The 14076-nt window shown below is 66.0% G+C and carries 13 protein-coding genes and 1 tRNA gene; 5 read left to right on the top strand and 9 right to left on the bottom strand.

Annotated elements, in window-relative coordinates; translation table 11 throughout:
• Window positions 1-10: 10 nt before the first annotated feature.
• The gene (locus V7672_RS03440; protein ID WP_335623298.1) at window positions 11-367 is read right to left on the bottom strand and encodes a hypothetical protein; all 357 of its coding nucleotides are present in this window, start codon (window positions 365-367) and stop codon (window positions 11-13) included.
• Between the two features lie 102 nt (window positions 368-469).
• On the opposite strand from V7672_RS03440, the gene rnr reads away from it, so the two are divergent.
• The 3 genes from rnr (at window position 470) to V7672_RS03425 (ending at window position 5394) form a co-directional block, all read left to right on the top strand.
• On the top strand, window positions 470-2755 hold the full coding sequence (gene rnr, locus V7672_RS03435; protein ID WP_335623296.1) for a ribonuclease R: 2286 nt from the start codon (window positions 470-472) through the stop codon (window positions 2753-2755).
• Window positions 2752-3456, top strand: coding sequence for an NUDIX hydrolase (locus V7672_RS03430; RefSeq protein ID WP_335623295.1), 705 nt, complete (start codon window positions 2752-2754; stop codon window positions 3454-3456). The genes rnr and V7672_RS03430 overlap by 4 nt, the downstream gene beginning before the upstream one ends.
• 63 nt (window positions 3457-3519) lie before the next feature.
• Window positions 3520-5394 (top strand): sulfotransferase, encoded by a 1875-nt coding sequence (locus tag V7672_RS03425; RefSeq protein ID WP_335623294.1) that lies wholly within the window; start codon window positions 3520-3522, stop codon window positions 5392-5394.
• A 4-nt stretch (window positions 5395-5398) separates the two neighbouring features.
• Here V7672_RS03425 and gor read toward each other — a convergent pair whose 3' ends face one another.
• The 4 genes from gor to glmU form a co-directional block, all read right to left on the bottom strand.
• A complete protein-coding gene (gene gor / locus V7672_RS03420; protein WP_335623293.1) occupies window positions 5399-6799 on the bottom strand; it encodes a glutathione-disulfide reductase in 1401 nt (466 codons plus the stop codon).
• 232 nt (window positions 6800-7031) lie between these two features.
• Window positions 7032-7418, bottom strand: coding sequence for a hypothetical protein (locus V7672_RS03415; RefSeq protein ID WP_335623292.1), 387 nt, complete (start codon window positions 7416-7418; stop codon window positions 7032-7034).
• A complete protein-coding gene (gene rpiA, locus V7672_RS03410; protein WP_335623291.1) occupies window positions 7415-8098 on the bottom strand; it encodes a ribose-5-phosphate isomerase RpiA in 684 nt (227 codons plus the stop codon). The genes V7672_RS03415 and rpiA overlap by 4 nt, the downstream gene beginning before the upstream one ends.
• A gap of 140 nt (window positions 8099-8238) precedes the next feature.
• Window positions 8239-9603 (bottom strand): bifunctional UDP-N-acetylglucosamine diphosphorylase/glucosamine-1-phosphate N-acetyltransferase GlmU, encoded by a 1365-nt coding sequence (glmU, locus tag V7672_RS03405; RefSeq protein WP_335623290.1) that lies wholly within the window; start codon window positions 9601-9603, stop codon window positions 8239-8241.
• Between the two features lie 64 nt (window positions 9604-9667).
• Here glmU and V7672_RS03400 point away from each other — a divergent pair, with 64 nt between their 5' ends.
• The gene (locus tag V7672_RS03400; RefSeq protein WP_335623289.1) at window positions 9668-10387 is read left to right on the top strand and encodes an HAD hydrolase-like protein; all 720 of its coding nucleotides are present in this window, start codon (window positions 9668-9670) and stop codon (window positions 10385-10387) included.
• Between the two features lie 22 nt (window positions 10388-10409).
• A tRNA-Val gene (locus V7672_RS03395) sits at window positions 10410-10484 on the top strand.
• Between the two features lie 176 nt (window positions 10485-10660).
• Here the strand turns inward: V7672_RS03395 and V7672_RS03390 are convergent.
• From V7672_RS03390 to V7672_RS03375, 4 genes are all read right to left on the bottom strand, one after another.
• Window positions 10661-10945, bottom strand: a complete 285-nt coding sequence (locus V7672_RS03390; RefSeq protein WP_335623287.1) for a hypothetical protein — start codon at window positions 10943-10945, stop codon at window positions 10661-10663.
• A 36-nt stretch (window positions 10946-10981) separates the two neighbouring features.
• Window positions 10982-11512: a hypothetical protein gene (locus V7672_RS03385; protein ID WP_335623286.1), complete on the bottom strand. Its 531-nt coding sequence runs from the start codon at window positions 11510-11512 to the stop codon at window positions 10982-10984.
• The gene (locus tag V7672_RS03380; RefSeq protein ID WP_335623285.1) at window positions 11491-12693 is read right to left on the bottom strand and encodes an RHS repeat-associated core domain-containing protein; all 1203 of its coding nucleotides are present in this window, start codon (window positions 12691-12693) and stop codon (window positions 11491-11493) included. Before V7672_RS03380 ends, V7672_RS03385 begins: the two co-directional genes overlap by 22 nt.
• A 539-nt stretch (window positions 12694-13232) precedes the next feature.
• Window positions 13233-14076: RHS repeat-associated core domain-containing protein (locus V7672_RS03375; protein ID WP_335623284.1), on the bottom strand; the 844-nt coding region annotated here is incomplete at its 5' end.

Here is a 14076-nt window from a genome sequence, read left to right as displayed (position 1 = left end):
TGGCCGACACCTAGTCGAGGGCGTAGGCATAGGTATTGAGGCACGGCTCCAGCTCACGCTCGATGACCCCCTCGGCATCTTCGCTGGTGGCTTCGATCCAGGCGTTCAGGGCCGCGCCACTGGCGTCGGTCGACAAGCCTTCGCGCGCGGCAGCGGCCAGACGGCCGGCGTCAGCGGCCTTGAGCAGGGTGCCGGCCATTTCGGCGGTTTCCTGATTCTCGGTCGACGGATCCGCCTCGGCTGCCTGGGCTGCCAGAACGGCAGTGTACAGGAACACGCCGGTGCAGTTGACGGCCTGCTGGTGGGATTGCGGCTCCTGGGCAGTGGTCGACAGGGCAAATGACAACGCAACGGCGGTGATGAACATGGCTGGCTCCATAGCGGTGAGCGCAGAATGCCCGGCCCCGCCCCGGCGACATACCATCGGAACCTGACGACAAAGCGGTCCGAAGCGCGTTATGGAAAGATGATGACAAAACCCCCTCGCCGCCCCCCCGCCGGACTTCCGGACAAGGACACCCTGCTCGCCTTCCTGCGCGAGACCGGCTCGGCCCAGAAGACCGAAATCGCCCAGCATTTCGGCCTGAAGGGTGCAGACCGCCGCGCGCTGCGCCAGATGATCCGCGAACTGGAGGACGAAGGTCGCCTCGGTCGGCGCGGTCGCAAGGGGCTGAGCGAGGCCGGAGGCCTGCCGCCGGTGGGCGTGGCCGACGTCGTCGAGCGCGATGTCGACGGCGAGATGATCGTGCGGCTGGTCGATGCGTCGGACGATGCACCCTCCGCCGTGCTGATGCCGGATCGCAAGGATCGGGGGCCAGCGCCCGGCATGGGCGATCGGCTGCTGGTGCGGTTCGCGCGCGGCGACAACGGCTGGGAGGCGCGGCTGATCAAGAAGCTGGACACGGGGGCCGACCGGGTGCTGGGCGTGATCCGCCGATCGGCGCGTCAGGTCCGGATCGAGTCGGTCGACCGCCGCGCCAAGGACACACTGATCGTGCCCGAAAGCCAGGTCGAGGGTCTCAAGGACGGCGATCTGGTGCTGGCCGCGGTCGAGAAGGGCAGCGACCGCCACGGCCCAAAACGCGGCAAGGTGCTCGAGAAACTGGGCCGCGAGGATGACCCGCGCGCCGCCTCGCTGATCGCCATCCACAGCCATGGCTTGCCGACGGGCTTCTCCGAGACGGTCGAGTCCGAGGCGGAAGATCAGGCCCTGCCGTCGCTCAAGGGACGGGAGGACCTGCGCGACCTGCCGCTGATCACCATCGACCCGGCCGATGCGAGGGATCACGACGACGCCGTCTTTGCCCAACCGGACGAGGACGCCAACAACCCGGGCGGCTGGATCGTCTGGGTCGCCATCGCTGACGTGGCCGCCTATGTCCGCCCCGGCACGGCGCTGGACCAGCAGGCCCGCGACAAGGGCAACTCCACCTACTTCCCCGACCGGGTCGAGCCCATGCTGCCCGAGGTACTGTCGAACGGGCTGTGCAGCCTCAAGGTCGGCGAGAACCGCGCCTGTCTGGCCGTGCGCATGGTGTTCGACGCCGACGGCAAGAAGCGCAGCCATCGCTTCGTCCGTGGCCTGATGCGCTCGCACGCCAGCCTGTCCTATGAGCAGGCGCAGGCCGCCTCCGAAGGGCGGTTCGATGATGTGACCGGCCCCATCGTCGACGTCATCCTCAAGCCCCTGTGGGCCGCCTATCGCACCATGCTGAAGGGCCGCAAGAAGCGCGCGCCGCTGGCCATCGAGAGCCTGGAGCGCAAGATCAACATGTCGCCGAAGGGCGAGATCATCTCGATCGAGCCGCGCGTCTCGCTGGAGGCCCACCGGCTGATCGAGGAGATGATGATCCAGGCCAATGTCTCGGCGGGCGAGACGCTGGAGCAGAAGCGCACCCCCCTGATCTATCGGGTGCACGACACCCCCAGTCAGGAAAAGGTCTTCAACCTCGCCGACTTCCTGCAGACTCTGGGCCGCCCGTGGAACAAGGGCGAGCCGCCGACCACCAAGAAGCTCAACGCCCTGCTCGACAGCATGCGCGACACGCCCCACGCCGAGATCGTCAATGAGGTCGTTCTGCGCAGCCAGATGCAGGCCATCTACACGCCGGACAACATCGGCCACTTTGGGCTGAACCTGGACCGCTATGCCCACTTCACCTCGCCGATCCGGCGCTATTCCGACCTGATCGTCCACCGGGCCCTGATCCGCGCACTGGGGCTGGGCAAGGACGGCCTGACCGACCGCGAGGTGTCGGAACTGCCGGCCATCGCCGAGCATCTGGTCATGACCGAGCGACGCTCTATGGCGGCCGAGCGCGATGCGACGGATCGCTATGTCGCCGCCTTCCTGGAAGAGCGGGTCGGCGCGACCTTCGAGGGACGGATCACCGGCGTCACCCGGTTCGGCCTGTTCGTCAGGCTGCAGGAGACCGGCGCCGATGGCCTGATCCCCATCTCGTCGCTGGGCCGGGACTACTTCCAGCACGACGAGGCGGCCCACGCCCTGATCGGTCAGCGCAGCGGCGACCGCTGGACGCTGGGCCGAACGGTCGAGGTCAAGCTGGTGGAGGCCACGCCCCTCACCGGCGGTCTGGTGCTGGAGATGCTGTCGGATGCCGAAGAGGGCAAGCCGCCCGGTAACTCCGGAGGCCGGGGCGGCCCGCGCGGTGGCCCTCCCCGGGGCGGCAAGGGTCCGCGCGGTGGCAAGCTGTCATCGTCCGGCAAGCCGAAAGGGCCGCGGCGTCGCAAATGAGCCAGCCGTTCGATGCGCGGGCGGATCTGGCCGATTCGCCGGATATCGGTGCCCGCGTCCGGCCCCGGGACGCCGCCACCCTGATCCTGACGCGCACCCGGGAGGCGCGTCCCGAAGTCCTGATGGGCCGACGCGCCCCGGGCCATGTCTTCATGGCGTCGAAGTGGGTGTTTCCCGGCGGGCGGGTCGAGCGCGGTGACTATACTGCGCCCTTCGCCACAGACCTGCCTGCCGCCGAACTGGCCTTGCTGGAGCGCGAAATGCCCGAGCGGCGCGCCCGTGCCCTGGCACTCGCCGCGGTCCGCGAGACCCATGAAGAGACAGGCGTCATCGTCGGCCGTCCCGCTCCGGCGCGCAGTCTGGCCGGGCCGTGGCGCAACTTCCTGTCGACCGGGCATCAGGCGGATCTGGCGGGTCTGCGCTACATCGCCCGGGCAATCACGCCTCCCGGCAGGCCGCGCCGCTTCGATGCCCGCTTCTTCCTGGCCGATGCGGACGCCATGGACCTGCCGGCGCGCACCGACCACGGGGACGAGCTGGAGCGCGTGGCCTGGATCCCACTGGACGATCTGAAAGACCTGGCCCTGCCCGCCATCACCCGGTTCGTGGTCGGCGAGGTCCGGGAACGGCTCACGGGACGGGATCCCGGGCGCCCCTTCATTCGCCAGCTGCATGGCCAGCACAAGATCGATCGGCTTTGACCCCCTCCCGGACGGGGCGTATCTGTGGGGCTTGCCCTGTCATCGAGTATCGGTCCTGATCGCGTGAAACTGTCCCGCCCCTTCATCAAGCTGCCCTTCCGCTTTGACGTGGACCAGCTGCGGCGCGAGGTCGAGGCCTTCCCCGAAGACGCCTGGGCCAAGCACCCGAACAACATCCCGGGCAACAGCGCCCTGCGCCTGATCACGGTCGGCGGGACCGAGAACGACGACGTCGCCGGGGCCATGGCGCCGACCCCGCACCTGCAGTCCTCGCCCTACATCCAGCAGGTGCTCAGCCACTTCGGCGTGGTGTGGAGCCGCTCGCGGCTGATGCGGCTGGGGCCGGGGTCTTCGGTGCCCGAGCACACCGACATCAACTATCACTGGTTCCACCGGGTGCGGCTGCATGTGCCGATCGTGACGACGCCAGACGTGCGCTTCCACTGCGACGGCGAGGTGGTCCACATGGCCCCGGGGGAGGCGTGGATCTTCGACAACTGGCGGATCCACAAGGTCGACAACGGGTCGGACATCTCGCGCGTGCACCTGGTGGCGGACACGACGGGCAACGGCCGCTTCTGGGACCTCGCGGAGGCCGCGGCCACCCAGTCCCTGCCCGAGACGCCGATCCCGTTCCGGCCCGGCCAGCGGGCGCCGCTGGCGGTCGAGCAGTACAACATCTACCGCGTCATGCCCCCGTCCGAGGTCGACGAGCTGCTGGGCGACCTGGTGGCCGAGACCGGGTCGGTCCGTCAGGGCGATGAGGGCCGGGCGCATCTGCAGCAGTTTGCGCGGCTGATGCACGGCTTCCGGCAGGACTGGCGCCAGCTGTGGTCGCTGTTCGCCGACACCGACCGGGGCATCCCCCACTACCAGAAGCGGCTGCATCTGCTGATGCAGCAGGTGACGGCGCTGGGTGACGACCTGAGGGTCAGCTCCAACATGATGCCGGTGCCTGCGGTCGTCCGGCAGCGGATCGGCGCCTATGGCGTCAACCCGGGCGTGGCGCCGATGGGCGGCGGCGCGCCGACCGGCATGGTCGGGCAGGCACCGGCAGCGGCCGCCGCGAGCCCGGCACCAGCCCGCCCTGCGGCGGTCATGCAGACGCCGGACTATGATCGCCCGGTGATCATCGTGGCCGCGCCCCGCTCGGGCAGCACGGCCCTGTTCGAGACGCTGGCGGTGACGTCCCAGCTACACACGGTGGGCGGCGAGGCCCACTGGCTGGTCGAGGGCTTCAAGGCCTTGCGGCCTGGCGCTCCGGGCATCGACTCCAACCGGGTCACGGGCGAGCACTACAGCGACCAGATCGGTCTGGCGATGAAGGCCCGGCTGGCCGAGAAGCTGCGTGACGGGGCCGAGCGGCCGTTCGCCAATCAGGACAGCGTCCGCCTGCTGGAGAAGACGCCCAAGAACGCCCTGCGGATCCCCTTCTTCAACGCCCTGTTCCCGGACGCCCGGTTCGTCTTCCTGTGGCGCGAGCCGGAGGAGAACGTCTCCAGCATCATCGACGCTTGGCGGGCCGGCGGCTGGGTGACCTATCCGCAGCTGCCCGGCTGGGAAGGCCCCTGGTCGCTGCTGCTGCCGCAGGGCTGGCAGGGCCTGAAGGGCAAGCCCCTGCCCGAGATCGCGGCCTATCAGTGGGCGACCACCAACCAGACCATCATGGACGACCTGTCGGCCCTGCCCGCCGACCGGCGCCACGTGGTCCGCTATGCCGACTTCGTCGCCGATCCGGCGGCGGTGATGCGCGGCATCTGTGACTTCGCCGACCTTGAGTTCGACGCGGCGCTCGAAGAGCGGACCGGCGGCAAGCTGCCGGAGTCCCGCCACACCCTGACCCCGCCCGCGCCCGACAAGTGGAAGAAGAATGCGGCGGAGATCGAGCCCCTGCTGGCGGGCCTGAAGCCGATCCGGGACCGGCTGGAAGGCTTCTGAGCCCCTATTCGGCGGCGGTCGCGGCGACCGACTGCTTGTCCTTCAGGGTGACCAGTTCCTCGGCCAGCGTCGGGTGAACGGCGCAGGTCGCGTCCCACTGGGCCTTGGTCAGGCCGGCCTTCACCGCAATGGCGGCCAGCTGGATCATCTCGGGCGCCTCGGGGCCGACGATATGGACGCCCACGACGCGCTGGGTGTCGGCATCGACCACCAGCTTCATCAGCACCCGCTCGTCCGAGCCGACGAACACGGTCTTCATGGGCCGGAAGCGGGTCAGATAGACATCGACCCCCTTCGCGCAATGACGCCGGGCCTCGGCCTCGCTGAGGCCGACCACGCCGACCGGCGGCTGGCTGAAGACGCCGGTGGCGACGGCCTCATAGTCGAACGACGAGGGATTGTCCTTGTAGCGGGTCTCATGGAAGGCCACGGCTTCGCGGATGGCCACGGGGGTCAGATTGATCCGGTCCGTGACGTCGCCGATGGCCCAGATGTTGTCGACGCTGGTGCGCGAGTATTGGTCGACCTTGATGGCGCCGCCCTCGGTCAGCTCGACCCCGGCCTCTTCCAGCCCCAGACCCTTGACGTAGGGCGTGCGGCCCGTGGCGAACATGACGGCCTCGGTTGTCAGACTCATGTCATTCTCGAGGTGGCTGACCAGACCCTCGGCCGTCTTTTCGATCGAGGCATGCTGGCAGCCCAGCACCACCTTGATGCCGCGCCGCTCGATCTCGCCCGCCAGATGGGCACGGACGTCATCGTCAAAGCCGCGCAGGATATTCGGACCGCGATAGACCAGGGTGGTCTCGACACCCAGCCCCGCGAAGATGCCGGCGAATTCGACCGCGATATAGCCGCCGCCCGCGATCAGGATGCTCTTCGGCAGTTCCGGCAGGTGGAAGGCCTCTTCCGAGGTGATGGCGTGTTCGATGCCCGGCAGGTCTTCGGGCACCCAGGGGCGACCGCCGGTGGCGATCAGGATGGTTTCGGCCGTGACCGTGCGATCGACCGAGCCGTCCTTCTTCAGCACCTCGACCGTATGGGCGTCCTTCAGCCGGGCGCGGCCGTGGATCAGTTCGGCGCCCGCCTTGCCCAGATTGGCGACATAGATGCCGGACAGCCGGGCGATCTCGACGTCCTTGGCCTCGAGGAAGCGCTTCCAGTCGAAGGTCGCGCCCTCGATGTCCCAGCCATAGCCCTCGGCAATTTCCAGCGCGTGGCTGACCTCGGAGGCCATGACCATGAATTTCTTGGGCACACAGCCGCGGATGACACAGGTCCCGCCGACGCGATGCTCCTCGGCCACGGCGACCGTCTTGCCCGACAGGGCCGTCAGCCGCGCCGCCCGCACCCCGCCCGAGCCCGCACCGATGACGAAGAGGTCGTAGTCGTAGGTCGTGGGCATTCGGGGCTCCTGAACCCAGACGGTGGAAAAAGACCGTCTGAATGGTCTGAATAGTCTGAAACCGGGGGCGGTCCGGAATTCAGACGGTGAAATTAGACCGTCTGAACCGTCTGAAGGGTCTGAAATCCGCTCCGGCGAACTGAGGGCAGGCACGGGTCGGGTACGCATAGCACCCGCCGCGTCAGGGACTTAGGGATCAGGGGTGGGAGGGGCAAGGCGCGCCCGTCCTTGATCAGTCCGGACCTTGATCGTCCCACGCGGAGCGATAGGCGGGCTTGACCATGATCGGCCCGTCAAAAGCTGTCCTCTCGCCCGGATAGTCTGCGACAAGCTGAAGATAGGCAGCCAGCAGATCAGGGCTTTGATGGGTCCACTGGTTCAACCAGCCGTGGTTGCCGAGCCGGTGAAGAAACCGATCACCCCGTCTCTGGATCAGGACATAGGCCCCTGGATCACTGAGTTGCGGAAAATAGGGATCGTGGAAGTCCACCTCCCAGCCCTCGGGCAGCCAGTGGAGCAGCGCCTCAAAGTCTGCGCGGGTTGGGTGATCGAGCGACAAGGCAAAGCCTCCCTTGTCGCGGGTGACGAAGGTAATGCCCGTGAGCGTGGGAACCTTCACGGCACCAGCACCTCAACCCCGTCATCCGTGCCGATGATCGCCTCGTCCGCGAGGTCGAGGAACAGGCCGTGTTCGACGACGCCGGTGATCAGTTTCAGGTCGTCGGCGAGGCGGCTGGGGTCGGTGATGGCGCCGCATTTCGCGTCGTAGATCAGATTGCCGCCGTCGGTGCGCACCAGACCGCGCTCGGCGGTGCGGACGCGGGCGGGCATGGCGATGTCGTGGTCGGCCAGCACATCGGCGATGCGGTTGCCGGTGGTCTTGTGCCCGAAGGCGACGACCTCGATCGGCAGGGGAAAGGCGCCCAGCGTCTTCACCACCTTGGCCTCGTCGGCAATGACGAGGCAGCGGTCCGAGGCCTCCCACACCAGCTTCTCGCGCAGCAGGGCCGCACCACCGCCCTTGATCAGGGCCAGACCGGGTCCGACCTCGTCCGCGCCGTCGACGGTCAGATCGAGGCGCGGTGTGTCCTCCAGCGTCGAGAGTGGCAGGCCCAGTTCGCGCGCCAGATCGGCGGTCGCATCCGACGTCGGCACACAGCGCAAGTCCGGCAGGTTACGGGCCGCCAGCGCCTTGACGAACCAGGCGGCGGTCGAGCCGGTGCCGAGCCCGACCTTCATGCCCGCCTCGACCCGAAGGGCGGCGGCCTCGCCAGCGAGGCGCTTTTGGGAATCGGACATCTAAGCTCCTCCCCTGCTTGCGGGGGAGGGGGACCCCGGAGGGGGGGAGGGGGCAAGGGTCAGGAGGTGGCGTCTGGTATTCGCCCCCTCCACCGCCGTTCGGCGGTCCCCCTCCCCCGAAGCTGCGCGTCGGGGGAGGATCATTTTCTCTGGTTCGCCTTCTTGGCGGTCATCATCTGCATGAAGCGGGCGGCCCAGCCGTCCTTGACGGTCTGGGTGGCGCGGCCGAGGGCGAGGGCGCCGTCGGGGACGTCTTCGGTGATGACCGAGCCGGAGGCGGTCATGGCCCCGGCGCCGATGGTGACGGGGGCGACCAGCGAGCTGTTGGAACCGACGAAAGCCCCCTCGCCCACTGTGGTCTTGTGTTTGAACACGCCGTCATAGTTGCAGAAGATGGTGCCGGCGCCGATGTTGGCGCGCGGGCCGACCTGGCCATCGCCAAGGTAGGACAGGTGGTTGGCCTTGGCGCCCTCGCCGATATGGCTGTTCTTGACCTCGACGAAATTGCCGATGTGGACGTCGCGCTCCAGCCGGGCGCCGGGACGCAGGCGGGCATAGGGACCGACGATGGCGCCCTCGCCGACGTCGGCACCTTCCAGATGGCTGAAGCTGCGGATTCGGGCGCCCGAAGCCACGTGGACGCCGGGGCCGAAGACGACATAGGGCTCGACCACCACGCCGGCTTCCAGATCGGTGTCCCACGCGAAATGAACCGTGTCGGGCGCGGGCATGGTGACGCCGCGGGCGAGGAAGGTCTCGCGCTGGACCTTCTGGAACAGGGCCTCGGCCTCGGCCAGTTCGGACTGGGCGTTGACGCCCATCACAGCATCCTCGGACGCCATGACGGCGCGGGTGGGCACACCGGCCTCGCGGCCCAGCTGGACGACGTCGGTCAGATAGTATTCGCCCTTGGCATTATCGTTGCCGACCTTGTCCAGCAGGTCGAACAGCACGCGGGCCGGGGCCGACATGACCCCCGAGTTGCAGGTGCGGATGGCCAGCACCTCGGCCGAGGCCTCCTTGGCCTCGGTAATGGCGGTCAGTTCGCCGCCCTCAATCACCAGACGCCCGTAGGCGCCGGGGTCGCGGGCCTCGAAGCCGATCACCGACAGGGCGTCGGCGGCCTCGAACACGGGGGCGATGTCGTGGGCCTTGAGCAGGGGCACATCGCCATAGGTGATGACGACCTGACCGTCGAAGCCGTTCAGCGCCTCGCGCGCACACAGGACGGCGTGGCCGGTGCCCATGGGCGGATCCTGGACCGCGATGGCGGCCTCGCCCAGCCGGGCGACGACATGGGCGCGAACTTCGGGCGAGTGATTGCCGACGACGACGACGATCCGTTCACAGCCCAGCGCCTCGGCCGCGTCGATGGCGTGGTCCAGCATGGCGCGCCCGCCGACGGGGTGCAGGACCTTGGGCAGGCGGGACTTCATGCGGGTGCCCTGCCCGGCAGCAAGGATAACGGCCGCGCGTGCGGGCCCGGTATGGCTGTGGGTGGTCACGTCATCGTCCCTCGTCTAGTCGTCCGGGCGGCATAACGCATGAGACGGAATAAGGGGAGGCTATATGTCCGTAAAGGCGAATGGATGGACGCTGCTGTTCGACCTTGACGGGACGCTGGTGGATTCCGCGCCGGACCTGATCGGCACCCTGAACGCGGTGCTGGCGACCGATGGCCTTGCGGCCCTGCCGCTGGCGCAGGGACGCGATCTGATCGGCCACGGGGCGCGGGCCCTGCTGCGGCGCGGATATGAGACGGCGGGGGCGCCGCTTTCGGCCGAGGCCCTGGACGTGCGGTTTAGCCTGTTCCTCGATCTGTATGTCGGGCGAATCGCCGATCTGACCCGGCCCTACCCCGGCTGTGTCGAGGCGCTGACCGCGTTGAAGTCCGAGGGCTTTACCCTGGCGGTGACGACCAACAAGCGCACGGACCTGTCGCTGGCCCTGACGGATGCGCTGGGGCTGACCAGCCTGTTCGCCTGTGTGTACGGGCCGGACCGGGTGTCGGCACGGAAGCCGGAGGCCGCCCATCTGCTCGAGGCGATCGCCGCCAGCGGCGGACGGGCCGATCGCGCCCTGATGGTCGGCGACAGCAGTCTGGATGCGGGCGCCGCCCATGCCGCGGCCCTGCCGTTCGTGGCAGTCAGCTTCGGCTATGCCGACATGGCGATTCCCGGGATGAGGCCGTGGGCGGTGCTGGACCATTACGACGCCTTTCCGGCGCTGGTGACGCGCTGTGTGGCCGAGACCGAACAGGCCCTTGCCCTTGCCGGATCGGCGGGCTAAACACCCCGCCTCCTGACCGGTCGGATGCGTAGCTCAGCGGGAGAGCACCTCGTTCACACCGAGGGGGTCACAGGTTCAATCCCTGTCGCATCCACCATTTCTTTCAGGGACTTGGCGAGCTAGGCGGTTCTGCCTCCCCAGATATACCCCCAGAAACGCTGATCGCGATGCAGTCAGTCCAACGGCGGGGGCGGGAACGACAGGCCTCGGACGGCAAGGTTCCTCCACTCAGCCAGGGCGGCTGAACGTTGGGCATCTCGCCGTTGATGTTGGCTACGCCGCCCTTCGGGTCGCGTAGACCTCGTCGAGATGCCACCGCCAGTGTGTGTAGGCGCGCATCTTCTGAACCCGCTTCCTGCGGATCGCCGCGGCGAACATCGGGCCGAACCGGTTCCACCAGAGGCGCACGGTTTCGTGGCAGATGTCGATGCCGCGTTCGGCCAGCAGGTCCTCCACGTTACGGAGCGACAGCGGGTATTTCACGTACATCATCACCACGAGGCGGATCACCTCAGGCGAGCTGTCAAAGTACCGGAACGGGTTCGTCGATTTGGCCATGCGGGAGACGCTACGGTCGCGGGGCCGGGCCCGCAATCAGTTTGGTCTGACAGTGCCATCTAGACTCAAACTCATCGAAACCTCGATCCCATCTTGACTAAAGGTAGGACAGTATCGTCTCGGGGCGATGTAGAACCGCACTACCTGTTCTTGATAAGAAGAGCGAACGATATAAGAATTTATGTCGTCATTAGTCAGGTCGCATTCTTGAAGTGCCGCTATCACCTCCGGCTCATTAGCGGCCTCGCTGTGAATATCAAGGGTGCCGGAAAGCGCTAAAATCTTTGCTCTAGAACTCTGCGATGATCCGCGACTGTCATTAATGAGAACATGCCCGCCGGAAAAATACGGGCTAATTTGGCTAGGCAACCCCACCTTCTCGCACATCACCCGATCGTATCCATATAGACATATTTCACTGAATATCCCGTCAATAGGTCGGATACCAATTCTATAATCGCCTTGGTCAATGTTATATTGTTTCTCTGGAAAAACTGTAATCCATTCATCAGTTGCCGATGAACATGAGCAAGCAAAAATAGCAGCTAATTGGATCCAGCGGGACATCTTACACCTGCACTGTTCGGGGGTATCGCTACAACAACATCCAGATATCTAGTGGATGCGTAGGCCTGACTTTGGCTTGTATAGCCATAAACGTCGATGGAAAGTTCGGATGGGACAGGGCTAATAGAATCGACCGGCCTAAGCCATCCTGCTGTCGGCAGGCCAGGTGGAACTGCAGGCGCGTTGTTTGAGGGGCGCTCAGCTTCGCGCCATACAGGATAAAGCACAACGCGGCCTAATACGTTCCTCACCGTTCCAGCTTCCGCTGGGTTGCCGCGCAAGCGCACTCCAAACTGAGCTGGATTAATCGCGACGCCGTTCCTTGGAATCTCTGCTCGCGGCTGAAAGCTTATAGCGGTCGTTCCGGGTGCTTGGGTCGGACCAATTCCTGTGATTCGAAACCGTTGCGGACGACAGATCGTGTATCCAGGGAGAGTCCGCTCAACCCACTCTTGCAACTGCGCTAGCGTTAGACAGCCGCCAATCTGGGCGCACGGATCTTGCGGCCCTATCACGATGATTTCATCGACCCGAGTTGTCGGGGGGGCGTCCGGATCCAACCCCAGCGGATCCGTAAGGTTCACTGGATCCCCACCCACATAGGCATAGAGGTTCGCGCCCGCCGCATAGCCGATGGGGTCGGTCTGCAGGAACCGGCCGAGGTTGGGGTCATAGGCGCGGGCGCGGTAGTGGTAGAGCCCCGCATCCGGCAACCACATCTGGCCCGTGTACTGGAACCGGCTGGTGTAGGCGCCGGCGCGGACGCCGTATTCATCATAGGCCTGGACGCTGGCAGCCCCAGACCCGTCGACCAGGCCGATCACCGACTGGCGCTCGTCGGCCAGCAGCCAGATGCGCGTGCTGGTGCCCGAGCCCGCATAGGAGACCACCACATCGTCCAGCCCCACGCCCGGCACATAGCGGGTCGACGGGGTCGAGCCGGTCGCGGGGTATTCACCCACCACCTGCAAGCCGTCGTAGAGGAAGCGGGTCGTGGCGGTGCCGGCCGCGCGCTCAAGCCGGTTCAGCGGATCGAAGGTGAAGGTCGCTCCGCCCGCCGAGGTCAGGTTGTTTTGCGTGTCATAGCCATAGCTGCCACCCGGCCCCGCAGTGATGTTGCCCCGCGTGTCATAGGTGACCGAGGTGCTGCCCGCCTGGGTCACCCGGTTCAGGCCGTCCACGGACGCTACGGTCGCGGGGCGGGACCCGCAATCAGTTCGGGCTGACATTGCCGTTTCGTCGGGTTGGCCATTCGGAGACGCTACGGTCCCGTGTTCGGCCCGCAATCAGTTTGGGCTGACAGTGTCATCGATTTTACTCTCGCAGAATATGGCGCAGCTCTGACGTCACACGCTCGCGATCTCGGTAAAGACTCATTGGCAGCCCGAACGAGCGGCTTGATCTAAGGCGAGATTTCACTTCCAGTGACAAATCAACCTCGCGCGTCCAAGTTACATGTATTCGCAGCTTATTAGGAGACGCCTCTAGGGCTGGAAGGCCAATTAGAGCTCTAATTAAAGCAGGAGTAAACATTATGAGTCCCACTATTAATATAATAAGTATAATATACTTGACTACTATGAGCTCATTGTCCATCGCGCGCGTGTAGACGGCATATCTTGCGAGGCGTGGATCTACAAGCCCCCAGCTAATCGCAGCAAGGACCAGTGTTGAGGCGATCGTTCGCAGGCGCGAGTAGTACGCTATAGGTCTGAGTTTTTCAGTCACAGCCTTGATAGCCTCGCGCTGAAGTGTAGAGGTCACCAACAAAACTCCCTGCTCGTTCTCCGACGAAAGCGCCGCCGGTCGCCCCGGCCGCACCCCCAAGTGCCGCGCCTACTCCTGTACCTACTACAGGACCACCGACAGCGGTTCCAGCAACGCCTCCAAGTGCCGTTCCGGCCACTCCGCCCGCAGCGCCCAGACCTAAACTGCCGACGAGAGGTGCGGCGGCTCTGACCAATGAGACGTCCCAAGGCTCACCAATCTGTTGGCTGGCGAAGAACGTTGATACTGTGTTGGTGGCCGTTAGGCCAATCGAAAGCGGAGCGAATGCGCGGGCCGCAAATCGCCCGGCTTCTGGGCCGGACATTCGCTCGGCGAACTCTGCCATGGCTCCGTGCCCGTAGCCTCCATATTCGGTCGCAGTAGCAATGCCCCGTGCTCGGTTGCCCGCCTCGCACTGCACCGGTTGACGCCCACTGCCCCCTCCCGAACCCGGCGGGAGGTTCCAATTCACGCGGCTCAGAAGGCCGCCGGTGGACGGGCCATACGGGCTTAGACGGGTGCCCATCCAGTTACAGAGGACCCCATTAACCTCATTCGGGAGGGTGCCAGTAGCGGGAACTTCTAGACAAGGATCCAGTCCCGAAGGATCCACCCGGTTCACCGGATCCCCGCCCACATAGGCATAGAGGTTCGCCCCCGCCGCATAGCCGATGGGGTCGGTCTGCAGGAACCGGCCGAGGTTGGGGTCATAAGCCCGGGCGCGGTAGTGGTAGAGCCCCGCATCCGGCAACCACATCTGGCCCGTGTACTGGAACCGGCTGGTGTAGGTCGAGGCG

The sequence above is a fragment of the Brevundimonas sp. genome (assembly GCF_036963785.1).
Taxonomy (GTDB): domain Bacteria; phylum Pseudomonadota; class Alphaproteobacteria; order Caulobacterales; family Caulobacteraceae; genus Brevundimonas.
The sequence above is the reverse complement of the archived record's forward strand: the minus strand, read 5'-3'. Positions and strand labels throughout refer to the sequence as shown.

Coding starts and splice junctions, on each gene's coding strand:
- rpiA (WP_335623291.1), bottom strand. CDS start 8,098: ATGTCCGATTCCCAAAAGCGCCTCGCTGGCGAGGCCGCCGCCCTTCGG.
- V7672_RS03385 (WP_335623286.1), bottom strand. CDS start 11,512: ATGTCCCGCTGGATCCAATTAGCTGCTATTTTTGCTTGCTCATGTTCA.
- V7672_RS03430 (WP_335623295.1), top strand. CDS start 2,752: ATGAGCCAGCCGTTCGATGCGCGGGCGGATCTGGCCGATTCGCCGGAT.
- rnr (WP_335623296.1), top strand. CDS start 470: ATGACAAAACCCCCTCGCCGCCCCCCCGCCGGACTTCCGGACAAGGAC.
- V7672_RS03440 (WP_335623298.1), bottom strand. CDS start 367: ATGTTCATCACCGCCGTTGCGTTGTCATTTGCCCTGTCGACCACTGCC.
- V7672_RS03390 (WP_335623287.1), bottom strand. CDS start 10,945: ATGGCCAAATCGACGAACCCGTTCCGGTACTTTGACAGCTCGCCTGAG.
- gor (WP_335623293.1), bottom strand. CDS start 6,799: ATGCCCACGACCTACGACTACGACCTCTTCGTCATCGGTGCGGGCTCG.
- V7672_RS03400 (WP_335623289.1), top strand. CDS start 9,668: ATGTCCGTAAAGGCGAATGGATGGACGCTGCTGTTCGACCTTGACGGG.